General features: G+C 68.9%; 22 protein-coding genes. 14 read left to right on the forward strand and 8 right to left on the reverse strand.

Annotation, left to right across the window (positions count from 1 at the left end; translation table 11 throughout):
• Position 1 precedes the first annotated feature (1 nt).
• Entirely contained in the window at positions 2-586 is a 585-nt protein-coding gene (locus AP428_RS30400; RefSeq protein ID WP_011549355.1) for a DUF2889 domain-containing protein, read from the reverse strand.
• Between the two features lie 654 nt (positions 587-1,240).
• On the opposite strand from AP428_RS30400, the gene AP428_RS30405 reads away from it, so the two are divergent.
• From AP428_RS30405 to AP428_RS36995, 3 genes are all read left to right on the forward strand, one after another.
• Positions 1,241-1,912 carry a ProQ/FinO family protein gene (locus AP428_RS30405; RefSeq protein WP_011549354.1) on the forward strand — a complete coding sequence of 224 codons (672 nt, stop codon included), beginning with the start codon at positions 1,241-1,243 and terminating at the stop codon, positions 1,910-1,912.
• A 486-nt stretch (positions 1,913-2,398) separates the two neighbouring features.
• Positions 2,399-3,460 (forward strand): DMT family transporter, encoded by a 1,062-nt coding sequence (locus AP428_RS30410; RefSeq protein WP_011549353.1) that lies wholly within the window; start codon positions 2,399-2,401, stop codon positions 3,458-3,460.
• A gap of 23 nt (positions 3,461-3,483) precedes the next feature.
• A complete protein-coding gene (locus tag AP428_RS36995; RefSeq protein WP_156349363.1) occupies positions 3,484-3,714 on the forward strand; it encodes a hypothetical protein in 231 nt (76 codons plus the stop codon).
• Positions 3,715-3,808: 94 nt separating this feature from the next.
• Here the strand turns inward: AP428_RS36995 and AP428_RS30415 are convergent, their stop codons facing one another.
• The 7 genes from AP428_RS30415 to AP428_RS30445 form a co-directional block, all read right to left on the reverse strand.
• Positions 3,809-4,396: a nitrogen fixation protein NifQ gene (locus AP428_RS30415; RefSeq protein WP_011549351.1), complete on the reverse strand. Its 588-nt coding sequence runs from the start codon at positions 4,394-4,396 to the stop codon at positions 3,809-3,811.
• Between the two features lie 75 nt (positions 4,397-4,471).
• A complete protein-coding gene (locus tag AP428_RS30420; protein ID WP_011549350.1) occupies positions 4,472-4,897 on the reverse strand; it encodes a molybdopterin-binding protein in 426 nt (141 codons plus the stop codon).
• 174 nt (positions 4,898-5,071) lie between these two features.
• Positions 5,072-6,568, reverse strand: coding sequence for an efflux transporter outer membrane subunit (locus AP428_RS30425; RefSeq protein WP_011694970.1), 1,497 nt, complete (start codon positions 6,566-6,568; stop codon positions 5,072-5,074).
• Entirely contained in the window at positions 6,565-7,539 is a 975-nt protein-coding gene (locus AP428_RS30430; RefSeq protein ID WP_011694969.1) for an HlyD family secretion protein, read from the reverse strand. The genes AP428_RS30425 and AP428_RS30430 overlap by 4 nt, the downstream gene beginning before the upstream one ends.
• Before the next feature lies 1 nt (position 7,540).
• Positions 7,541-7,753, reverse strand: a complete 213-nt coding sequence (locus AP428_RS30435) for a DUF1656 domain-containing protein (RefSeq protein WP_006481008.1) — start codon at positions 7,751-7,753, stop codon at positions 7,541-7,543.
• A gap of 34 nt (positions 7,754-7,787) precedes the next feature.
• Positions 7,788-9,911 carry an FUSC family protein gene (locus tag AP428_RS30440; RefSeq protein ID WP_011549349.1) on the reverse strand — a complete coding sequence of 708 codons (2,124 nt, stop codon included), beginning with the start codon at positions 9,909-9,911 and terminating at the stop codon, positions 7,788-7,790.
• Positions 9,908-10,387: a MarR family winged helix-turn-helix transcriptional regulator gene (locus AP428_RS30445; RefSeq protein ID WP_011549348.1), complete on the reverse strand. Its 480-nt coding sequence runs from the start codon at positions 10,385-10,387 to the stop codon at positions 9,908-9,910. Before AP428_RS30445 ends, AP428_RS30440 begins: the two co-directional genes overlap by 4 nt.
• A gap of 321 nt (positions 10,388-10,708) precedes the next feature.
• Between AP428_RS30445 and AP428_RS30450 the strand changes: the two genes are divergently transcribed.
• The 11 genes from AP428_RS30450 to AP428_RS30500 all read left to right on the forward strand — a co-directional run bounded on the left by AP428_RS30450 (position 10,709) and on the right by AP428_RS30500 (position 22,586).
• Positions 10,709-11,569 (forward strand): MaoC family dehydratase N-terminal domain-containing protein, encoded by an 861-nt coding sequence (locus tag AP428_RS30450; RefSeq protein WP_011549347.1) that lies wholly within the window; start codon positions 10,709-10,711, stop codon positions 11,567-11,569.
• Positions 11,570-11,607: 38 nt separating this feature from the next.
• Positions 11,608-12,771 carry an acyl-CoA dehydrogenase family protein gene (locus tag AP428_RS30455; protein WP_054928537.1) on the forward strand — a complete coding sequence of 388 codons (1,164 nt, stop codon included), beginning with the start codon at positions 11,608-11,610 and terminating at the stop codon, positions 12,769-12,771.
• A gap of 12 nt (positions 12,772-12,783) precedes the next feature.
• On the forward strand, positions 12,784-13,962 hold the full coding sequence (locus AP428_RS30460) for a CaiB/BaiF CoA-transferase family protein (RefSeq protein WP_011549345.1): 1,179 nt from the start codon (positions 12,784-12,786) through the stop codon (positions 13,960-13,962).
• A 19-nt stretch (positions 13,963-13,981) separates the two neighbouring features.
• The gene (locus tag AP428_RS30465) at positions 13,982-15,373 is read left to right on the forward strand and encodes an MmgE/PrpD family protein (protein WP_054928540.1); all 1,392 of its coding nucleotides are present in this window, start codon (positions 13,982-13,984) and stop codon (positions 15,371-15,373) included.
• Positions 15,370-16,173: a CoA ester lyase gene (locus tag AP428_RS30470; RefSeq protein ID WP_011549343.1), complete on the forward strand. Its 804-nt coding sequence runs from the start codon at positions 15,370-15,372 to the stop codon at positions 16,171-16,173. Before AP428_RS30465 ends, AP428_RS30470 begins: the two co-directional genes overlap by 4 nt.
• A gap of 179 nt (positions 16,174-16,352) precedes the next feature.
• On the forward strand, positions 16,353-17,765 hold the full coding sequence (locus AP428_RS30475; protein WP_011549342.1) for a PLP-dependent aminotransferase family protein: 1,413 nt from the start codon (positions 16,353-16,355) through the stop codon (positions 17,763-17,765).
• A 107-nt stretch (positions 17,766-17,872) separates the two neighbouring features.
• Entirely contained in the window at positions 17,873-18,844 is a 972-nt protein-coding gene (gene eutB / locus AP428_RS30480) for a hydroxyectoine utilization dehydratase EutB (protein WP_011549341.1), read from the forward strand.
• A 1-nt stretch (position 18,845) separates the two neighbouring features.
• Positions 18,846-19,850: a cyclodeaminase gene (locus AP428_RS30485; protein WP_011549340.1), complete on the forward strand. Its 1,005-nt coding sequence runs from the start codon at positions 18,846-18,848 to the stop codon at positions 19,848-19,850.
• A gap of 10 nt (positions 19,851-19,860) precedes the next feature.
• Positions 19,861-21,069 (forward strand): ectoine hydrolase DoeA, encoded by a 1,209-nt coding sequence (gene doeA / locus AP428_RS30490; protein WP_011549339.1) that lies wholly within the window; start codon positions 19,861-19,863, stop codon positions 21,067-21,069.
• Positions 21,070-21,073: 4 nt separating this feature from the next.
• The gene (gene doeB, locus AP428_RS30495; protein WP_011549338.1) at positions 21,074-22,102 is read left to right on the forward strand and encodes a N(2)-acetyl-L-2,4-diaminobutanoate deacetylase DoeB; all 1,029 of its coding nucleotides are present in this window, start codon (positions 21,074-21,076) and stop codon (positions 22,100-22,102) included.
• 13 nt (positions 22,103-22,115) lie between these two features.
• Complete coding sequence (locus AP428_RS30500) at positions 22,116-22,586, forward strand: Lrp/AsnC family transcriptional regulator (RefSeq protein ID WP_011549337.1); 471 nt, start codon at positions 22,116-22,118, stop codon at positions 22,584-22,586.
• The last annotated feature ends 7 nt before the right edge of the window (positions 22,587-22,593 follow it).

Consider the following 22,593-nt stretch of genomic DNA (forward strand, 5'->3'; position numbering starts at 1 on the left):
TTCAACTGCCCTTCGTCGGTGCCGAAGGCTGGTGGTACTCGGGCCAAAGACGTTTCACGAGATCGCGCGATGCACCGTAGGCGTAGCAACTGTCGATCTTGAGCGGCTTTCCTTCGCTGTCGCGGTAATCGAGCGACGATCGCCGCATGCCGACCATCGTCTGATAGGCCGTCGTCGCGATCGGGCCGAGCAGTTCCTTCAAGTGCGTGCACGTATCGCAGGACGGCAGGCGCTTGCGAACCTCGCTGTTCCAGCCGGCGCCGATGTTCAATCCGACGAGCGCCTGCAGCGAGTTGCCGCCGCCCGAACACTGCGCATACGGATGCGAACGCATGAACGTGGAGACGCCGCGAACGACCATGTCGACGTCGAACACCAGCGTGACGCCGAGATCGTGGAGCGGTGTCAGTGCCGCGACCGTTCGCGCGCCGCCGGGCGGCGTGAAATCGCTGGTCTTGCGGTCCGCGAGGCAGGCCGTCACTTCGAACAGGCCATCGCTGCGCCGATAGCCGCGCATGTCGATCTGCCGATGGTGAATCTCCTCGCGCGTGAGGCCGTCATGCGGGGTGTCGTCTTGGGAAACCATGCTTGCGCTCCATCTCGTGTAACCAGGTCGTTTCGCAGGCAACGGAATCGCGCCCGGTCGATCGGGCGCGCGGAGAAAAGCAGGCGGGGACATGCTGCCAACGAAGTCGATTCGGCCATACTACGCACTTTCCGAGATCTTCGTCCGCGACGCGATCGATGCGCACGCAACGAGTCGCGTATCGCGGCCGGCGCAAACGCGTGTCGAGCGGGCGGGTCGTGCGAGGTCGGCGGCTACGCCACGCGTGGCGGTTGTGACACGACGCCGTTCGACGTCCGTCGCGCGGAAGATCGCACTTTGCGCCTTGCGCGTCGGCCCGGCCCGCTGCAATTTCCCAGCAGGGGCCGCGAATGGCGTGACATCCGGAAACGTATCCATATAATGCGCAACACGACCGCGCGGACGCATTTCCGGCACCGCGGATCGGACAAATGCAGACCGGCGAGTCAACCGCCTGTCGCGCGTACCGGTATACTTCCACTCCTGCCTTGTCCGGCATCGAGGCCGGGTGCCTGAAAACAGAGTGGCGTGCGCGATGCGGCCCCGTAGTGTTCCGCACCGGCGGCAGGCCGGCCGCACGCATGGCGGCGAAGCTGTTGTGCCGCGCGGCATGGCCGCACGAACCACACCTTATATTCCTGGTGGATTGAATTTATGGGTTTTGAACAACTTGCCGAATTGCGGGCGCAGCTCGCGGCGAAGGCCAAGCAGGAGCGCAACGCAAAGCGGCCGGCAGCGCCGACGGACGCCGGCGCGAAGCCGAAGTCCGGCGACCAGCCGTCCCGCGGCGCCAAGCCGGGTGCCGGCGCGAAGACGCAGCATCGGGCGAAGCTTGCTTCGGCGAAGCCGGCGGCGCCGGTCGATCCGGTCATCGTCGCGATCGGCAAACTGCAGCGGAAGTTTCCGCGCGCGTTCCCGAAGAATCCGGCCCCCAAAGTACCGCTCAAGGTCGGCATCTGGGACGATCTCGCACGCGAAGCGCAGGCCGTCGGCCTCAACGAAGCCGAACTGCGCGAAGCGATGTCGACGTGGTGCCGCGGCAATCGCTACTGGTCCTGCCTCGTCGAAGACGCGGTGCGCGTCGACCTGCAGGGCAACGAAGCCGGGCGCGTGACGCACGACGACGCGGCACGTGCGCGCCGCCTGAAGGCCCGCCGCCCGGGCAAGGGCGCGGCACAATCGGCCAAGGGCGCACCGCAGCAGCCGAAGGCCGAGCAGCAGGCCGAGGCCGCTGCCGCGCCGCAACCGGCGCAGGCCGAAGCGGAAGCGCCGGTGCAGACCGACGCCGCGCCGCAGGTCGAGCAGCAATCGGCCGGCAACGAGTAATCCGCACCGCGCTGCCGTCCGTCGAGCCGCGCGTAGCCGCATGCAAGTCGCGTGCGGTGCATGGCACTCCAGATCGACTTGCCTCGTCAGAGGCAGGTCGGGACTGTCTCCACCGGCGCTGAACCTGCTGGTACATCCCCTCCCTCGTCGAACAGACAACGCGACCGGACGACCCACATTCGTCGACCGGCCTCCATGCACATGATGTTTCGATCGTGCTGATCGAGCATCAATAATATGCATAACTGATCATGAAAACGCGTTGACCATATAATTCGTTTTCCGAAATGATGAAGCGGAAATCGTCGATCGACGTGCGCGCGATCCCGCCTGCCCACCGCGACAAAACGGCGCGCGATAATCACGATGGGAGCGTCCGGCCGCAGGCAAGCCGAGCACGATACAGCCAGCCTTTCGAAAGGTAAGGCAAGCCCGCCTCGACCCAAAGCCACGCCCAGTTTCATCAACCTCAATTCGCCCCGGACCGTGAACCCGAGACATTCCGCGATTTTCGTCGCGCTCGCCGCCGCCGCCCTGTTCGGCGCCGCGACACCGCTCGCCAAGGCGCTGATCGGTGCAATGTCGCCGTTCATGGTTGCCGGCCTCTTCTATTTCGGCAGCGGCGTCGGGCTCGGCATCGGGATTCTGCTGCGCGGTTGGCACAGCCGTCGCGCATCGGCCGCGGACGCCGCGCCGTTGCATCGTGCCGGTCTGCCGTGGCTGGCCGGTGCGATCGCGGCGGGCGGCGTGGCCGGCCCCGCTTTGCTGATGCTCGGGCTGTCGAGTACGCCGGCGGCGACGAGCGCGTTGCTGCTCAATCTCGAAGGCGTGTTGACGGCGGTGATCGCGTGGGTCGTGTTTCGCGAGAACGTGGATACGCAGGTGTTCCTCGGCATGGTGGCGATCGTCGCTGGCGGCACGCTGTTGTCGTGGACGCCAGGCCGGGCCGGCGTGCCGGTCGGCGCGCTGCTGATCGTCGGTGCGTGCCTGTGCTGGGCGGTCGACAACAACCTGACCCGCAAGGTGGCCGCGAACGACGCGATGGTGATCGCATGCATGAAAGGGCTGATCGCGGGGCCGGTGAACATCGGCATCGCGCTGGCGGCCGGCGCGACGCTACCTGCGCTACCGGTCGCGGCCGCGGCGATGCTGACGGGGCTCGGCGGCTACGGGATCAGCCTCGTGTTGTTCGTGGTCGCGCTGCGTCATCTCGGCAGCGCGCGCACTGGCGCATATTTTTCGGTCGCCCCGCTATTCGGAGTCGCACTGTCGCTGCTGATCTGGCCCGCGCTGCCGCCCGCTACGTTCTGGATCGCGGCCGCGCTGATGGCGCTCGGCCTCTGGCTGCACGTGCGCGAACGGCACGAACACACGCACGTGCACGAGCGGCTCGAGCATACGCATCGGCATCGGCACGACGACCATCACCAGCACGCGCACGACTTTCCGTATGACGGCAACGAACCGCACACGCATCCGCACGTGCATCTGCCGATCACGCACAGCCACGCGCATTTTCCGGACATTCATCACCGGCATCGGCATTGACGGTGTCGTGAGCGACGCGTGCCTTGCATCGCAAGGTGACCGTTTATGGGAGGCGGGAAAAGCCGGTCATCGGTTCGGCAACGTGGGTTGCCGGCATTCGCGTGCCGGAAGCCGCGCGCTGCCGATCGGGTGGAGGAGCGCAACGCGTGCCGGCAACCGGTCTGCGGTTTGACGATCGTGCAACCGTTGTTGATCGGATGGACATCATCCGCGGCTTTTTCGTGGAAGCCGAATGTGGCGTCGAAGTCGCGTAACGGCAGGTGCGCGCTCGCCATGCCGGTCAACGCGGCTTTTCCGGCCGGCGATGCGACGAAACGGATATCGGCCCGCCCGTTGCCGCGACACCCGTCACGTACGAGGAAAGCAGAAACCGAAATCCTCGCAGCCCGGACATCCGGGTGCGGGCCCGGGCGGCACGCCGAGCGATGCGGCCACTTCCTGCGCGAGGAATTTCTTCCAGCGCAGATGAGCGACGTTGCGCGCGGCGAGCGTGGGGAAAAAGCGCGCGAGCATCGCGGACACCGCGTCGCGTCCGTCGAGCCCGAGGTCGCGCCACAGATGATCGGGGCGCAGACACGCATGCGCGATGATCGTGGCGAGGCAGTCGGCATCGTCGCGGGCGACGGCGGGATTCGCTTCGTCCATCAGTCGCGCATGCAGCGTCGCGACGAATGCCGAGTGCGTGGCCGGCAACGGTAGCGGTGCGACCGCCGACGTGAGTGCAATGGTGTCGACGGATCGCAGATGCGGAAACTGTCGGGTCAGCAGGCCGGCGAACTGGCCGGGAGGCAAGCCCAGCAGCGAGAGTTCGTTGCGCCCGGCGCGTGCCGTAACGAGGGTGCCGAACAGCTGCGCATCGGGCACGTCGGCGTTGGCCGCCGCGAAATGCAGCGACTGCAACGCCTCTTCATACGCGTGATCGGCCGAAGCGGTCATCGCCAGCCTCCGGACGAGAACCGGATCGCACGCATGCGAGGGGCACAACGAATCGCCATCGCGATCGTCACGCGATCACTCGACGCCGACGATCACGCTCGATGCCTTGAAGATCGCGGAGGCAGCGGTGCCGCTTGCGAGACCGAGACGTTCGACGCTGTCGTTGGTGACGATCGCGACGATTTCCGCGCCGCCCGCGGCCTTGATCACCACTTCCGAATTGACCGCGCCCTTCGCGATCGACGCGACGGTGCCCGCGACGCAGTTGCGGGCCGACACCTTGCTGCTGTCGACGTCGACCATCACGATGACCGACGATGCCTTGACGAGCGCGAACGCCTTCGTACCGGCCGCGAGGCCCAGCGATGCCGCGCTGCCGTGGGTGATCACCGCGACGATCTCAAGGCCGTCCTGCGTGCGCAGCGTGATTTCGTCGTTGACGGCACCGGGTTTGACGGCGCCGATCTGGCCGGCGAATTGGTTGCGGGCGCTGGTTCGCATGATGACTCTCCGGGTGGATGCCGCGGCCGGGCCGGCCGCGGCAGCAGATGAATGGAAATGCATCGGCCAGTGTACCGTCAACGCAGGCCGTGCGAATGCGATGGCGCGAATCGGTAAAACGCGTCGCCACAGGGCGTGTCGTCACGCGGGCGTCATATCCCGACCGCGACGGCGCTACGGCGTCGACTGGCCGGCCGCGGGCGCCGTGGCCGCGGAGCCGGCGTCCGCGGCGGCTGCCGCACCGTCACCGTCCCATCCACCGCCGAGCGCGAGAAAGAGCCGCACCTGGTCGGCCGCGACCTGACCTTCGGCCGCCGCGACCTGCGCCCGCACACTCGTCAACGTGCGCGTCGCGTCGAGATCGGAAATGAACGATTCGCGGCCGGCCGCATAGAGACGATGGGTTTCGTCGGCGGAATTGCGGGCCGACTCGTACGCGGTGCGCAGCGCGTCCGTGCGCTGCACGTCGGCCGCGTAGGTCGCAAGGCTCGACTGCGTTTCGCGCAACGCATTCAGCACGACGCCGTCGAAGTGCGCGAGTGCGCCGCCCGTCGCGGCTTCGGCTTCGCGCACGCGCGCACGCTGGCCGTTGACCGGGAACGACCAGCTGATCAGCGGACCGAACGACCAGCGATTCGTGGTGGACGAGAACAGGTCGGCGGCGACGCCGATCGAGCCGGCCGACGCACCGATGCTGACCGACGGGTACAGCGCGGCGGTCGCCACGCCGATCCGCGCGGTCGCGGCGGCGAGCTGCCGCTCGGCCTCGCGCACGTCGGGGCGGCGGCGCAGCAGCGCGGCGCCGTCGCCGATCGGAATCGGCTGACGCAGCTTCGGCAGGCGTTCGCACTCGGCGGCGGCTTTCGGCAGGTCGGCCGGCGCGCGCGCGAGCAGCGCGGCGAGCTGGTACTGCGCGACCTTGCGGCGGCCTTCGAAGCGCGGAATGTCGGCGGAGAGCGTGCGCACCTGCGTGACGCCGCGGGTCACGTCGGTCTGGTTGCCGCGTCCGGCATCGCGCAGTCGTTGCGACAGTTTCACGCGCTGCTGCTGCAGCGCGAGCGACTGCTTCGCGATCGCCAGTTCGTCGCCGGCCGAGCACGCTTCGACGTACGCGCGCACGACGTCGGCCACGACGGTGATGCGTGCCAGGTCGCCGGCCGCCTTGACGGCCTCGCTGTCCGCGCGCGCGGCTTCGACGCCGCGCCGCAGCTTGCCGAACAGGTCGAGCTCGTACGACACGTTGATGCCGACCGTGCCTTCGTTGACGACCGGCAGCTTGTTTTCGAGCAGGTATTGCTCGGCCGATTCCTGCGCGCGCTGCACGGCCGCTTCCGCGCTGCCCGAGAAGCCGCCCTGTTCGTTCGCGACGACCAGCGCCGCGCGCGAGCGGGCGAGGTTGGCCGCGGCGACGCGCAGGTCGGTGTTCGACTTCAGCGCATCGCGCACGAGCCCGTCGAGTACCGGGTCGTCGTACAGCTGCCACCAGTTGCCGGGCACCGCGTCGCGCGACACCAGCGCGCCGTTCGCGTCGTCGAGCGCATGGTTCGCCAGCGGCGCATTGACGTACGCGTGCTGCGGCAACTTGTAGTCGGGGCCGACCGACTTGCACGCACTGAGTGCGAGTGCAAGCGGAGCGAGCGTCGCCGCGATGCGCAGACCGTGCCGCTTCATTGCGATGCTCCCGCGGCGCTCGCGGCCGTACCGGACGCAGCGGGAACCGGCGCGGCCGCCGATGCGGTGCTGGCGCCAGCCGGCTTCGCGTCGTTGCGGCGCGCGTCGGCGCCGCGCATCGACACGGTCGCGGTGCGGCCCGCGATCATCCGGAAATCGTCGGGCACCTCGTCGAGCACGACGCGCACCGGCACGCGCTGCGCGAGCCGCACCCAGCTGAACGCCGGGTTCACGTTCGGCAGCAGGTTCGCGCCCTGCGTGCGGTCGCGATCCTCGATCGCGGCGACGATGCTTTGCACGTGGCCGCGCAGCGCATGCGGCTCGCCCATCACGATGATATCGACCGGCTGCCCGATATGGATGCCGCGCAGCTTGGTTTCCTCGAAGTAGCCGTCGACGCGGAACGAGTTGCGGTCGACGACCGACAGCACCGCGCGGCCGGCCGGCACGTATTCGCCGACGCGCGGGGCGCGGTCGTTCAGGTAGCCGTCCACGGGGCTGACGATCGTCGTGCGCTGCAGGTTCAGCTTCGCGGTGTCGAGCGACACCTGCGCATCGGCGACGCTCGCCTCGCCCTGCTCGACGCGCGTGCGGCTTTCCTCGACCTGTTCGCTCGCGACCAGGTTGCCGAGCTGCAGGTTGCGCGCGTATTCGCGCTTCGCCTGCGCCAGCGTCGCGCGGCGCTGCGCGAGCGTCGCTTCGGCGAGCCGCTCCGCGAGCGCGTAGCGCGCCTGGTCGATCACGAACAGCACCTGGCCGCGCTTGACCTCCTGGTTGTCGGCCACCTGCACCGACGTGATGAGGCCTGATACGTCCGGCGCGACCTGGATCACGTCGGCGCGCACGTGCCCGTCGCGCGTCCACGGCGAGAACATGTAGTAGTTGATGATCCGCCACAGCACGAGGCCGGCCACGATGACGACGATCAGGGTGAGCAGGACTTGCCCTGCCGAGAGCCAGGTTTTTTTCACGTTAGGTAGCCACGAGTTGGTGGGACACGATCACGACGGCGGCCAGCACGAATACGTAGATGCCGAGGTCGAAGATCGAACGGTGCCAGACGAGGCGGTAGAAGCCGACGCGCTCGAGCACCGCGCGCACGACGATGTTGATCAGGTATGCGATCAGCATCAGCACGAGCGGGGCCGGCACGAACACGCCGAAGATATCGATTTCGCCGATCATGGTCGCGGTCGGAATGACAAGGTGGAAAGCCGGCTCATGCGCGCGCTCCGTCCGGCGCCTGCGGCGCTTGCGCGGCCGCAGCCGGATACAGCGACAGGCGCAGGCCGACGAGCGCATGCAGCGTGTCGCGCAGCCGGCGGTGCGTGGCTGGCACCGTGGGCGCGGCCGCGCCGTCGGCCGGCGCGGCGCCCGGCAGGTTGCGGCCGGCCACGCGCCGCAGCGCGTCGTCGATCGTCGCGAGCAGCGCGGGCGGCACGGGCTGGCGCGCGTTCGCGGCCGCGCAGCGCGTGTAGTGATCGGTGACGCCGGCCAGCACGCGATCTATCGCGTCGGGCACGTCGCCCGACAGCCGGCGCCGCGAGCGGCGCAGGTCGAGCGCATTCAGCGCGATGCGCAGGTCGCGAAAGCTTTCGATCGACGGGTGGCGGTGGTCGTCGGACGCCCCGAGGCGCGGCAGCAGTTGCGTGACGCGGTCGAGCATCCGCGATGCGTGGTTGCGCTGATCGTCGAGCGGCTGCGTCGACGCGGAGCGCGCGACGTCCTCCCAGCCCGAGCGCAGCAGGCGCCGTACCGCGAGTTCGGCGCCGAACGGTCGCGTCGCGCGCGTCCACACGTATGCGAACAGCAGCCCGGCGACGCCCGCGAGGTTGCTGTTCAGGAACACGAAGAAATCGGCCTCGTACGCACTCTGGATGCTGATGAAGGTGGCCGTGTTCACCGCGACGAGCATCGTCACCATGTTGAACTGCGGGCGCGGCAGCAGCGTGCCGATCAGGATGAACGGGCCTGCGAACATCAGCACGAGCATCACGAAATCGTGTACGTGCGGCAGCACGACGAACAGGTACAGGCCCGCGAACACGACGCTCGCGGTGGTCGACAGGAAGAACTTGAACACCAGCGGCGCGGGCTCGTCGAGCGCGGCGAAGAAGCTGCACGACACGGCCACGAGCGTGACGGCGGCCGCGCCGTCGTGCCAGCCGGACGAGATCCACAGCCAGCACGCGAACACGATCGCGAACACGACGGTCAGCGTCGAGAACAGCATCATCCCGCGATCGAAGAAGCGTTCGGTGCCGCCGAGCCGCCAGTGCCGGTAGCGCGGCTGCCACACGCCCGACTCGTTCGCGATCAATGCGCGCAGCGAACGGCAGTCCTGCCAGATGTCGATGACCTGGCGCAGCCGCCACAGCGCATTCGACAGCAGCGCGCCGTCCCAGCTCGTCAGTGCGCTGTCGGGCGGCTGCAGCGCGGCGATGCGCTCGCGCAGGTCGTCCGCGACCGGATCGTGCGCCATGGCGCCGTCGGAGCCGGCCTTCACGGCCGGCAGCGGCGCGTCGAACCACTTTGCGGCGTCGGCCAGCAGCGCGTCGAGTGCGGGCGGGCGCACGTGCAGGTCGCGCATCAGCGCGATCAGCGGATCGGCGAGCGACGACATCAGCGGCAGGAACAGCTGCATCCGGCCCGCGAGCGCCTGCGCGCGCGCCAGCACGCGCGGATGCGCATGGTCGTAGCCCAGCTGGCTCAGCAGGAATTCTAGGCCGGTGATGGTCGCGGCGAGCCGCTGCCGGCACGCGGACAGCGCCTTGCCGGCCAGGTGCCCGGACAGCGTTTCGCGGCCGTAGAACGCGGCGTCCTTGAACCACGCGTCGGTGCGCTCGATCAGCGTCGGCGCGAGCCGGTTCGGGAACACGGCACTGCCGACCACGCTCGCGCACACGATGCCGAGCACGATTTCCTCGGTGCGCGCGATCGCGACGTCGAAGATGGTGGACGGATCGGTGACGGTGGGCAGCGCGACCAGCGGCATCGTATAGCCGGCGAGCATGAAGACGTAGCTGCGCGCGGTGCGGTCGGAGATCGCGAGGTACAGCAGCGTGCCGCACCAGGTCGCGACGATGATGCTGAACAGGAGCGGCGTCTCGACGAACGGCGGCACGAAGAAGATCGCGGCGGCCGCCCCGAGCGCGGTGCCGAGCGCGCGGTACAGCGCCTTCGAGCGCGTCGCGCCGACGAACGGGTTCGACACGATGTAGACGCTCGCCATCGCCCAGTACGGGCGCGGCAACTGGAAATACAGGCCGAGGTACAGCGCCAGCATCGACGCGGCGAATGTCTTGCCCGAGAACAGCCAGTCGCGGAGGCTCGGATAGGTCATGACGCGGAATCGGCGGAGTGGGGCGGGCGCGACGCCGGCGGATGCGGGTCGGCTGCGTTGAACGCGTGCAGCACGCGCAGCGTGGCTTCGAGATCGGCGCGCGACACGCCCTTGAGCACCTGGGCGCGCAGCGCGCGCAGGTCGTCCTCCATCTGCGCGGTGACCGCGCGGCCGGCAGCCGTCAGCGAGATCGTCTTCGCGCGGCGATCGTGCGGGTCCTCGTCGCGGCGTGCGAGGCCGGCCGCGCACAATTGATCGAGCAGGCGCACGAGCGACGGCCCTTCGATGCCGACGTGCTCGGCGAGCGTGCCTTGCCGCACGCCTTCGCCGAGGCGCCCGGCGATCAGCAGCGGCGTCGCGCAGGCCTCGGACACGTTGTACGCGGTCAGCACGCCGTCGCTGGTGCGGCGCCACTTGCGCGCGGTGAGCACGAGCAGGCTGCTGACGGCGAGGCGGAGGTCGTGCAGATTGGTCATGGGCGAGATGATAGGGGCAAAAACATTCGATAGCAAACTATCGTTTTTGTCACCCGGATGACACGTCGCATGCGGCCCGGCCGGCCCGTCTGAAGCAATTTAGGCGGCGTGTCGTCCGGGGTCAAGCGCAAGGCCCGCGACCGCGAACCGTGCACGTTCGGCGGGCCGACTATATTGAATAGTCAGACGAGAACCGTCCGGCAGCACGGCGCCCGCCCGTGTGCGTTAAGCAAATTCGAAGCCCCGGTTCGGGAAAACCGACTTCGCGAAGCCGCGCGTGGCGTGCATATTAGGGTCATTGCAAGCGCACCGGAGACCGACGTGCCGACCTCATCCCCGCAGCCTGCCGCCTCCGCGTCGCTCGACGCGTGGCTCGGCAAGACCGAAACGCTCGGTGACGACATCACCGCGTTCCCGCTGAACGCGCTGGCCGCCACGCTCGACCGCCCGTCGCTCGGCGACGTCGTGCCGCCGATGTGGCACTGGCTCTACTTCCTGCCGGTCGCGCCGCTGGCCGAGGTCGGCCCCGACGGCCATCCGAAGCGCGGCGGCTTCCTGCCGCCGGTGCCGCTGCCGCGCCGCATGTGGGCCGGCGGCCGGCTGACGTTCCATGCGCCGCTGCGTGCCGGGCAGCGCGCGACGCGCGAATCGACGATCGCGAACATCGAGGACAAGACGGGCCGCAGCGGCCGGCTCGTGTTCGTGACGGTGCAGCACCGGATCGAAGCCGGCGGCGCGCTGTGCGTCGAGGAGGAGCACGACATCGTTTATCGCGACGCGCCGCAGCCGGGTGCGCCCGCACCGAAGCCGGTCGCGCCGCCTGCCGGCGAAGCGTGGTCGCGCACGGTCACGGCCGACGCGGTGATGCTGTTCCGCTATTCGGCGCTGACCTTCAACGGTCATCGCATTCACTACGACCGCAGCTACGTGACGCAGGAAGAAGGCTATCCGGGGCTCGTCGTGCACGGTCCGCTGATCGCGACGCTGCTCGTCGATCTCGTGCACCGCGAACGGCCGGACGCGACGCTCGCGAGCTTCGCGTTTCGCGCGGTGCGCCCGACCTTCGACGGGCAGCCGTTCACGCTGTGCGGCAAGCCGTCGGACGACGGCCGCACGATCGAGCTGTGGGCGAAGGATCGCGACGGCTGGCTGACGATGCAGGCCACCGCGACCCTCGCATGACGCGCTCCCTTTCCTTTCTTCCTTCATCGACGACGGACATGCAGACGACGCAACACGACCCGTACCAGGACATCCGCGAAGCGGTGCGCGACCTGTGCAGCCAGTTTCCCGGCGAGTATTTCCGCCACATCGACGACGCGCGCGGCTATCCCGACGCGTTCGTCGACGCGCTGACCAAGGCCGGCTGGCTCGCCGCGCTGATTCCGCAGGAATACGGCGGCTCGGGGCTCGGGCTCACCGAGGCGTCGATCATCATGGAGGAGATCAACCGCGCGGGCGGCAACTCCGGCGCGTGCCACGGGCAGATGTACAACATGGGCACGCTGTTGCGCCACGGTTCGGCCGAACAGAAGCGCGCGTACCTGCCGAAGATCGCGAGCGGCGAGCTGCGCCTGCAGTCGATGGCCGTGACCGAGCCGACCACCGGCACCGACACGACGAAGATCAAGACGACCGCCGAGCGGCGCGGCGATCGTTACGTGATCAACGGGCAGAAGGTATGGATCTCGCGCGTGCAGCATTCGGACCTGATGATCCTGCTCGCGCGCACGACGCCGCTCGCCGACGTGAAGAAAAAGTCCGAAGGGATGTCGATCTTCGTCGTCGACCTGCACGACGCCATCGGTCACGGGCTGACGGTGCGGCCGATTCCGAACATGGTCAATCACGAGACCAACGAGCTGTTCTTCGACAACCTCGAGATTCCGGCCGAGAACCTGATCGGCGAGGAGGGGCAGGGCTTCAAGTACATCCTCGACGGGCTGAACGCGGAGCGCACGCTGATCGCGGCCGAATGCATCGGCGACGGCTACTGGTTCATCGACAAGGTGTCGCAGTACGTGAAGGAGCGCGTCGTGTTCGGTCGCCCGATCGGGCAGAACCAGGGCGTGCAGTTTCCGATCGCGCGCGCGTTCGTGAACGTCGAGGCCGCGAGCCTGATGCGTTTCGACGCCGCGCGCCGGTTCGATGCGCACGCGCCGTGCGGCGCGCAGGCGAACATGGCGAAGCTGCTCGCGGCCGACGCGTCGTGGGAGGCCGCGAACGCATGCCTGCAATTCCACGGCGGCTTCGGCTTCGCATGCGAATACGACGTCGAGCGCAAGTTTCGCGAGACGCGGCTGTACCAGGTCGCGCCGATCTCGACCAACCTGATCCTGGCCTACGTCGCGGAGCACATCCTCGACCTGCCGCGCTCGTTCTGACGGAGGCCGACGATGCGACCCCTCGACGGCATCAAGGTGATCACCCTCGAACATGCGATCGCGGCGCCGTTCTGCACGCGCCAGCTCGCCGATCTCGGCGCGCGCGTGATCAAGATCGAACGGCCCGGCAGCGGCGATTTCGCGCGCGGCTACGACGAACGCGTGCACGGGCTGTCGTCGCACTTCGTGTGGGTGAACCGCTCGAAGGAGAGCCTGACGCTCGACGTCAAGCAACCCGATGCGGCCGCCGTGCTCGACGCGCTGCTCGCGGATGCCGACGTGCTCGTGCAGAATCTCGCGCCCGGCGCGGCCGAGCGGCTCGGCCTCGGCTACGACGCATTGAAGCACACGCATCCGCGCCTGATCGTCTGCGACATCTCGGGTTACGGCGGCGACGGCCCGTATCGCGACCGCAAGGCCTACGACCTGCTGATCCAGAGCGAAGCCGGGTTCCTGTCGATCACGGGCTCGGCCGGGCAACCGGCGAAGGCCGGCTGCTCGATCGCGGACATCGCGGCCGGCATGTACGCGTACACCAGCATCCTGAGCGCGCTGCTGATGCGCGGCCGCACCGGTGAAGGTTGCCGGATCGACGTGTCGATGCTGGAGAGCATGGTCGAGTGGATGGGCTACCCGCTCTACTACGCGATCGACGGCCAAAGCCCGCCCTCGCCATCGGGCGCGTCGCACGCGACGATCTGCCCGTACGGGCCGTTCCCGGCCGGCGACGGCAAGACCGTGATGCTCGGGCTGCAGAACGAGCGCGAATGGAAGCTGTTCTGCGAGCAGGTGCTGCGGCAGCCGGCGCTGGCCGACGATCCGCGTTTCAATGCGAATTCGAAACGGCATGCGGCGCGCGACGTGGTGGATGCGCTGATCGTCGATGCATTTGCGACGCTGACGGCCGCCGACGTGATGCAGCGGCTCGACGCGGCCGGTATCGCGAACGCACGGATGAACACGCTCGACGACGTATGGCTTCACCCGCAATTGCAGGCGCGGGAGCGCTGGCGCAGCGTCGACACGGCCGCGGGCCCGGTGCCAGCGCTATTGCCGCCCGGCCTGCCGGCCGGCGTCGAGCCGCGCATGGATGCGGTGCCGGCGCTCGGCCAGCATACCGACGCGATCCTCTCGGAACTCGGCTACGACCGCGCGCGGATCGATGCGCTGCGCGCGAACGGCACGATCTGATTGCGCTTTCACGACGATGATGACCAACACGATTCCCGCCACTGCCTTCGGCCGCACGCTCGCGACGTTCGCGTCGCAACTGCGCTTCGATGCGATTCCCGCCGACGTCGTCGCGCGCACCGTCAATCTCTACGTCGACTGGCTCGGCTCCGCGCTGGCCGGCAAGGGCGCGCGTCCGGTCGAAACGATCGCCGCGTTCGCGCGCCGCGCGGGCGGCTCGCGCGGCGGGCCCGGCACGGCCGACGTGCTGATCGACCGCACGCACGCGACGCCGTACTTCGCGGCGATGACGAATGGCGCGGCGTCGCACTTCGCTGAACAGGACGACGTGCACAACGGCTCGGTGTTTCATCCGGCGACCGTCGTGTTTCCGGTCGCGCTCGCGCTGGCGCAGGCACGCGGCGCGAGCGGCCGCGACTTCATCGCGGCGGCGGTCGCGGGCTATGAAGTCGGCATCCGCGTCGGCGAGTTTCTCGGGCGCTCGCACTACAAGGTGTTCCATACAACCGGCACCGCCGGCACGGTCGCCGCGGCCGCGACGGCCGGGCGGCTGCTCGGGTTGTCGCCGGAGCGGATGCTCGACGCGTTCGGTTCGGCCGGCACGCAGGCGAGCGGGTTGTGGGAATTCCTGCGCGACGCGGCCGATTCGAAACAACTGCATACGGCGATGGCCGCCGCGAACGGGTTGATGGCGGCCGAACTCGCGCGCGACGGGTTCCGCGGCGCCACGCGGATTCTCGAAGGCACACAGGGGATGGCGGTCGGCATGTCGACCGATGCGGACCCGGCCCGCCTGACCGATCGGCTCGGCGACCGCTGGGCGACCGCGGAAACGTCGTTCAAGTATCACGCGTCGTGCCGCCACACGCATCCGGCCGCCGATGCATTGCTCGCGGTGATGGCGCGCGAGCGGCTCGCCGCGGCGGACATCGAGACGGTCGTCGCGCACGTGCACCAGGGCGCGCTCGACGTGCTCGGCGCGGTGACGGTGCCGAGCACCGTGCATCAGGCGAAGTTCAACATGGGCACCGTGCTCGCGCTGGCCGCGCTGCACGGCCACGCGGGCGTCGACGAATTCGAGCGCGATTACGCGGCTGCCCACGTCGCCGCGTTCCGCGACCGCGTGTCGATGGCGCTCGACGACGAAGTCGATCGCGCGTATCCGGCCCGCTGGATCGGCAAGGTCACGGTCACGACGCGCGACGGCGGCACGTTCGCGGGCCGCGTCGACGAGCCGAAGGGCGATCCGGGCAACACGCTGTCGCGCGACGAGATCGCGCGCAAGGTACGCACGCTCGCCGCGTTTTCGGGCGCGGCGTCGGACGCCGAGGTCGAGCGGCTCCTCGCCGACGCGTGGCAGGTCGCGTCGTGCGATGCGATCGGCACGCTGTTTCCGGAGGTCTCGGCATGACGTCCGCCTCCGCCCGTTCGTGGCTGTTCGTTCCCGGCAATCGGCCGGAGCGCTTCGAGACGGCGCGCGCGGCCGGTGCCGACGCGGTGATCGTGGATCTCGAGGACGCGGTGCCGCCGGACGGCAAGCCGGCGGCGCGCGCCGCGGTCGTCGCGCGGCTCGATGCCGCGCGGCCCGTGTGGGTGCGTGTGAATGCGGCCGATACCGCGTGGTTCGCCGACGACCTCGCCGCGATCGCCGCGCATCCGGGCGCAGCCGGCGTGATGCTGCCGAAATGCGAGACGCGTGCGCAGATCGATGCCGTGCTCGCGCACGCACACGGCACGCTGGAACTGCTGCCGATCGTCGAGACGGCGGCCGGCATCGCGGGGCTCGATCAGGTGTGTGCGGCGCCGCGCGTCGTGCGCGTGGCGTTCGGCACGCTCGATTTCCAGGTCGATCTCGGCATCGACGGCGACGGGGAAGAACTGAACGCATTCCGCTCGTGGATCGTGCTGGCGTCGCGGCTGGCCGGCATCGCGCCGCCGGTCGACGGCGTGTCGACGATCATCGACGATCCCGCCGCGATCGAACGGCATGCGCGCGACGCGCGGCGGTTCGGCTTCGGCGGAAAACTGTGCATTCACCCGAAGCAGCTCGATGCGGTGCATCGCGCGTATGCGTGGACCGACGCGGAGCAGGCGTGGGCGCGGCGCGTGCTCGATGCCGTCGACGCGAGCGGCGGTGCGGCGGTCGCGCTCAACGGCAGGATGGTCGACATGCCGGTGATCCTGAAGGCACGGCGCATTCTGCGCGGGTAGCCGCTCCCGCGACATTCCTCCGAACAATCGAAGTGCCGCGCCGGCGTCCGTGCGGGCACGCCGATTGCACTGTCCGATTCGACCCGCAACGTCCTGCTTTCGCGCGCGATTGCACTAGGACAATATTTTCAGGGTGTCTTTCTGAGCGACCATGCGGAAGCCACGACGGAGACATCGAGATGGGACGGACCGAGGTATCGGCAGGCTGGCGCGACGCGCTCGGCGCGGTGCACGGCATCGAGTCGAAATACAAGCGGCTCGTGAAGGCGATCGCCAGCGACATCGAGAACGGCGCGCTCGCGCCGGGCGCACGGCTCGCGCCGCAGCGCGACGTCGCGTCGAGCCTCGGCGTCAGCGTGCAGACCGTCACCAACGCGTACAAGGAACTGGAGCGCCAGGGGCTGATCCGCTGCGAGGTCGGCCGCGGCAGCTTCGTGGCCGCGCGTGTGACGGAATCGATGTCGAACTACATCCTCGATACGACCGAGCGCGAACTGGTCGACTTCTCGATCGCCCGCATCGTGCACACGCCCGAGCACGATGCCGCGTGGCGCAGCGTGTGCACGGCGCTGGCCGGCACCGACGATCAGCCGTGGATCCGCTCGTTCCGGCCGATCGCCGGGCTCGACGCGCATCGCGATGCCGGCGCCGCATGGCTCGCGTCGCTGAACATGCCGGTGCACCGCGAATCATTGCTGGTCACGAACGGCGCGGCGCATGGCATCTTTCTCGCGCTCGCGTCGATCGTCGGGCCGGGCGACACCGTGTTGTGCGAGAGCCTGACCGATCACGGCGTGATCGGCTCCGCGAACGTGCTCGGGTTTACGCTGAAGGGGCTCGAGATGGACGAGCACGGCATCCGTCCCGAACATTTCGAGGAGATGTGCGACGGCGAGCGGATCAGTGCGCTCGTCTGCACGCCGACCCTCAATAATCCGACGGTCTCGCTGATGCCCGAGTCGCGGCGGCGCTCGATCGCGCGCATCGCGACGCGCTACGGCGTGTACGTGATCGAGGACGACGTGTACGGCCCGCTGCCCGAGAAGGCGGGCACGCCGATCGCCAGCCTGATTCCGGAACTGGGCTTCTACTGCACGAGCATGACGAAATCGGTGCTGACCGGATTGCGCACCGGCTATCTCGCGATGCCGCGGCGGCTCGCGTTGCGCGTCGAGAGCGTGCTGCGCGTGAGCAGCTGGATGGCGACGTCGCCGATCGCGGAGATCGCGACGCGCTGGATCGCCGACGGCACCGCGCGGCGGCTCGTCGAACTGCAGCGCCAGCGGCTCGCGGTGCGTCAGGAGATGGTGAAGGCCGCGCTGGGGCCGTATGTGCTCGGTGCGCACCCGAACGCGCTGTCGGCATGGCTGCGCGTGCCCGACTACTGGCAGGCCGAGCGGATCGTGCGCGAACTGCGCACCCGCAAGATCGCGGTGACGTCGCCCGATCCGTTTCTCGTCGGCGGCACGGAGCGGCCGAATGCGGTACGCGTGTGCATCGGCGCCGAAACCTCCGATGCCGCGTGCAACGCGGCGCTCGAGACGATCGCGGGCGTGTTCGAACAGTATCCGCACCTGAACGATTTCCACTGAACCGGCGGCGCTGCCGCGATGTCGCGCGCAATGTATCAGGACATTCGAAAGCGCGATTTGGAACATTAGACTGGATCGCATCACATTCGTCGCGAGGCGCGCGTTCCATGTCCTTCCTGTCGCTGTCCGACGTTTACCGCGCGCGCCGTCGCCTCGCCGGGCGCGCCGACGGCACGCCGCTCGTCGCGTCCGCCGCGCTGTCCGCGCGCGCGGGCGCCCCCGTCTACCTGAAACTCGAGACGCTGCAGCCGACCGGCAGCTTCAAGCTGCGCGGCGCGACCAATGCGCTCGCGGAACTCGCGGCCCAACGCGTGACGCGCGTGGTCACCGCGTCGACCGGCAACCACGGCCGCGCGGTCGCGCATGCGGCACGCGCGCTCGGCATCGACGCGGCCGTCTGCATGTCGTCGCTGGTGCCGGCCAACAAGGTCGATGCGGTCGCGGCGCTCGGCGCGCGCGTGGTGATCGTCGGCGAGAGCCAGGACGACGCGCAGGCCGAGGCACGGCGCCTGGTGCGCGACGAAGGCTATGCGTACGTACCGCCGTTCGACGATCCGCGCATCATCGCGGGCCAGGCGACGATCGGCGTCGAGATCCTAGAGGCGCTGCCCGATACGGCGACGCTCGTCGTGCCGCTGTCGGGCGGCGGCCTGTTCAGCGGCGTCGCGTTTGCCGCGAAGGCGATCCGGCCGCCGATCGAGGTGATCGGCGTATCGATGGCGCGCGGCGCCGCGATGCACGCGAGCCTCGCGGCCGGCCGCCCGGTCGACGTCACCGAGCAGCCGACGCTGGCCGATTCGCTCGGCGGCGGCATCGGTCTGGACAACCGCTACACGTTCGACATGACGCGCGCGCTGGCCGACGACGTCGTGCTGCTCGACGAGCTGTCGATCGCGCGCGGCATCGCGCATGCGTATCGGGAAGAGCGGCTCGTCGTCGAAGGCGCCGGCGCGGTCGGCCTCGCCGCGTTGCTGGACGAGCGGATCGTGCGCCGCGATCGCGGCGGCCCGATCGTGGTCGTCGTGAGCGGCGCGAACATCGACATGGCCGCGCATCGCCGGCTCGTTTCGGAGAACTGATATGGCCCATCCCGTCACGTTGCTCGGCCACGCGCAATTGCGTGCGCTGGTGCCGCTCGATCTCGCCGCGATCGACCAGGTCGAGGCCGCGTTCGCGTCGCTCGCGACCGACGCGGTCGTGATGCCGCCGATCCTGAATCTCGCGCTGCCGGCGCGCCACGCCGAAGTGGACGTGAAGACCGCGTACCTGCCGCGCTTCGACAGCTTCGCGATCAAGGTCAGCCCCGGTTTCTTCGATAACCCGTCGCTCGGGTTGCCGAGCCTGAACGGGTTGATGCTCGTGCTATCGGCGCGTACCGGCCTGACCGAGGCCGTACTGCTCGACAACGGCTACCTGACGGCCGTGCGCACCGCGGCGGCCGGCGCCGTGGCTGCGCGCCGGCTCGCGCGCGCCGATGCTCGCCGTGCGGCGATCGTCGGCGCGGGCGAGCAGGCCCGGCTGCAACTCGCCGCGCTGATGCTGGTGCGCGACATCACGCACGTGACGGTGTGGGCCCGCGACACCGCGCGAGCCGCGCAATTCGCGGCTGACGTGCGCGCGGCGCACGGTGTCGATGCGACGGTCGCGCGCTCGGTGCACGCGGCGCTGGCCGACGCGGACATCGCGGTGACGACTACGCCGAGCCGCGCGCCGCTCGTGCACGCGGAAGACCTGCATCCCGGGCTGCACGTGACGGCGATGGGCTCGGACGCCGATTACAAGACCGAACTCGCGCCGTCGGTGTTCGGCGCCGCACGGTATTTCTGCGACCGGCTGCAGCAGACCCGCGTGGCCGGCGAACTCGCGCATGCGATCGCGGCCGGGGCCGTTGCAGCCGACGCCGTGTTTCCCGAACTCGGCGAAGTGATCGCCGGCCGCCGCGACGGCCGCACGCATCGCGACGACATCACGATCTGCGACCTGACCGGCACCGGCGCGCAGGACACCGCGATTGCCGTGCTCGCGCTGCAGCGCGCCCGCGCGGCGGAAGTGGGCACGATTTTCCACAACGACCTCACGACTTGAGAGGAGACAGATGTCCGCAGTCATCGAAACCCAGACAGCCGCGCCGCGTCTCGCGTTCGCGCGCAGCGAATATGCCGCGCGCATCGCGAAGACGCGCGCGGCGATGGAGCGGGCCGGCATCGACCTGCTGATCGTCACCGACCCGACCAACATGGGCTGGCTGACCGGCTATGACGGCTGGTCGTTCTACGTGCACCAGTGCGTGCTGCTCGCGCTGGACGGCGAACCCGTGTGGTTCGGCCGCAACCAGGACGCGAACGGCGCGAAGCGCACCGCGTTCATGGCGCACGAGAACATCGTCGGCTATCCCGACCATTACGTGCAGTCGAGCGTACGCCACCCAATGGATTACCTGTCGACCGAGGTAATCGCGGCGCGCGGCTGGAGCACGCTGCGCATCGGCGTCGAGCTCGACAACTACTACTTCAGCGCGGCGGCGTACGCGTCGCTGCAGCAGCATCTGCCGGTCGCGCGCTGGGTCGACGCGACCGCGCTCGTCAACTGGCAGCGCGCGGTGAAGTCGCCGCGCGAGATCGAATACATGCGCGTGGCCGCGCGCATCGTCGAGCGGATGCATGCGCATATCGTCGAGACGATCGAGCCGGGCATGAAGAAGAGCGACCTGGTCGCGCAGATCTATGCGACCGGGATCGGCGGCGCGGACGGATTCGGCGGCGACTATCCGGCGATCGTGCCGCTGTTGCCGACCGGCGCCGACGCGGCCGCACCGCACCTGACCTGGGACGACTCGACGTTCGCGCGCGGCGCGGGCACGTTCTTCGAGATCGCCGGCTGCTACTGCCGCTATCACTGCCCTCTGTCGCGCACCGTCTATCTCGGCAAGCCGCCCGCGCATTTCATCGAAGGCGAGCGCGCGGTGGTCGAGGGCATCGAGGCCGGGCTCGCGGCCGCGAAACCCGGCAACGTGTGCGAGGACATCGCGAACGCGTTCTTCGCGGTGCTGCGCCGCGCCGGTATCGACAAGGACAGCCGCTGCGGCTATCCGATCGGCGCGAGCTATCCGCCCGACTGGGGCGAGCGCACGATGAGCCTGCGTCCGGGCGACCGGACGGTGCTCGAACCCGGCATGACGTTCCATTTCATGCCGGGGCTGTGGCTCGACGACTGGGGGCTGGAGATCACGGAGAGCATCCTGATCACCGAGACCGGCGTCGAGACGTTCTGCAACGTGCCGCGCAAGCTGTTCGTGAAGGAGTAGGGCGATGCGTGCTTCCCCGATTACGCCGACCGTCGATTTCGACGCGGACGGCGAACAGCACGGCTTCCTGAAGCTGCCTTACTCGCGCGACGATTCCGCGTGGGGCGCGATCATGATTCCGGTGACCGTCGTGAAGCGCGGCGACGGGCCGACGGTGTTGCTGACCGGCGGCAATCACGGCGACGAATACGAAGGGCCGGTCGCGCTGTCGAAGCTCGCCGGTTCGCTGAAGGCGGCCGACGTGACCGGCCGCGTGATCGTCGTGCCGTTCATGAACTACCCGGCGTTCCGCGCCGGTTGCCGCACGTCGCCGATCGATGCCGGCAACCTGAACCGCAGCTTCCCGGGCCGCCCGGACGGCACCGTGACCGAGAAGATCGCCGACTACTTCCAGCGCCATTTGCTGCCGCTCGCGACGCACGTGCTCGACATTCACGCGGGCGGCCGCACGCTCGACTTCGTGCCGTTCGCGGCGATTCATGTGCTGGAGAACCGCGATCAAGAAGCACGCTGCGAGCGTGCAATGCGCGCGTTCGGCGCGCCGTATTCGATGCGCATGCTGGAACTCGACAGCGTCGGCCTCTACGACAGCGCGGCCGAGGAAGCCGGCAAGGTATTCGTGTCGACCGAGCTGGGCGGTGGCGGCACGTCGACGGCGGCGAGCGTCGCGATCGCCGAGCGCGGCGTGTATGGATTTCTCGCGCATGCGGGCGTGATCGCGAAGGACGTCATCGACGGCAATGCCCCTCGCAGCACGACGACGCTGCTCGACATGCCGGACGGCTCGTGCTTCACGACGAGCGAGCATCGCGGGCTGCTCGAGATGTGCCGCGATCTGGGCAGCGAGGTCGACGCCGGCGACGTGCTCGCGCGCGTGCACGACATCGATCGCACGGGTGTCACGCCGATCGAATACGTCGCACGGCGGCGCGGGCTGCTCGCGGCCCGGCACTTCCCGGGCATCGTGCAGCCGGGCGACACGATCGCGGTGGTCGCCGACATCGTCGAGCGCAACATTCCGGTGGCCGTATGAGGACGCGCACGACGTGATCAAGCTCGATCGATACGACCTCGCGATCCTGCGCCTGCTCGAGCGCGACGGGCGCATCACGAAGTCGAAGCTCGCGGAAGCCGTGAACCTGTCGATTTCGCCGGCATGGGAGCGCGTGCGCAAGCTCGAGGAAAGCGGTGTGATCCGTGGCTATCGCGCGGACGTCGACTGGATCGGCACGTTCTCCGGCAGCCGCATCGTCGTCGAGGTGACGCTGTCGCGGCACACCGCGCCCGACATGCGGCGCTTCGAGGATCGCGTGGCCGCAGCATCCGAGGTCGCGCAGTGCTATGCGACGGGCGGCGGCGTCGATTACGTGCTGCACGTGGTCGCGCGCGACATCGACCATTACCAGCGCTTCATCGATGCGTTGCTGATGGAAGACCTCGGCATCGAGCGCTACTTCACGTACATCGTGACGAAGGTCGTGAAGTGCGCATCCGGCGGTGCGCCGGACTGGCTGTAAAAGTTCG

It is taken from the genome of Burkholderia sp. E168m22 (assembly GCF_001319805.1).
Taxonomy (GTDB): Bacteria; Pseudomonadota; Gammaproteobacteria; order Burkholderiales; family Burkholderiaceae; genus Burkholderia; species Burkholderia orbicola.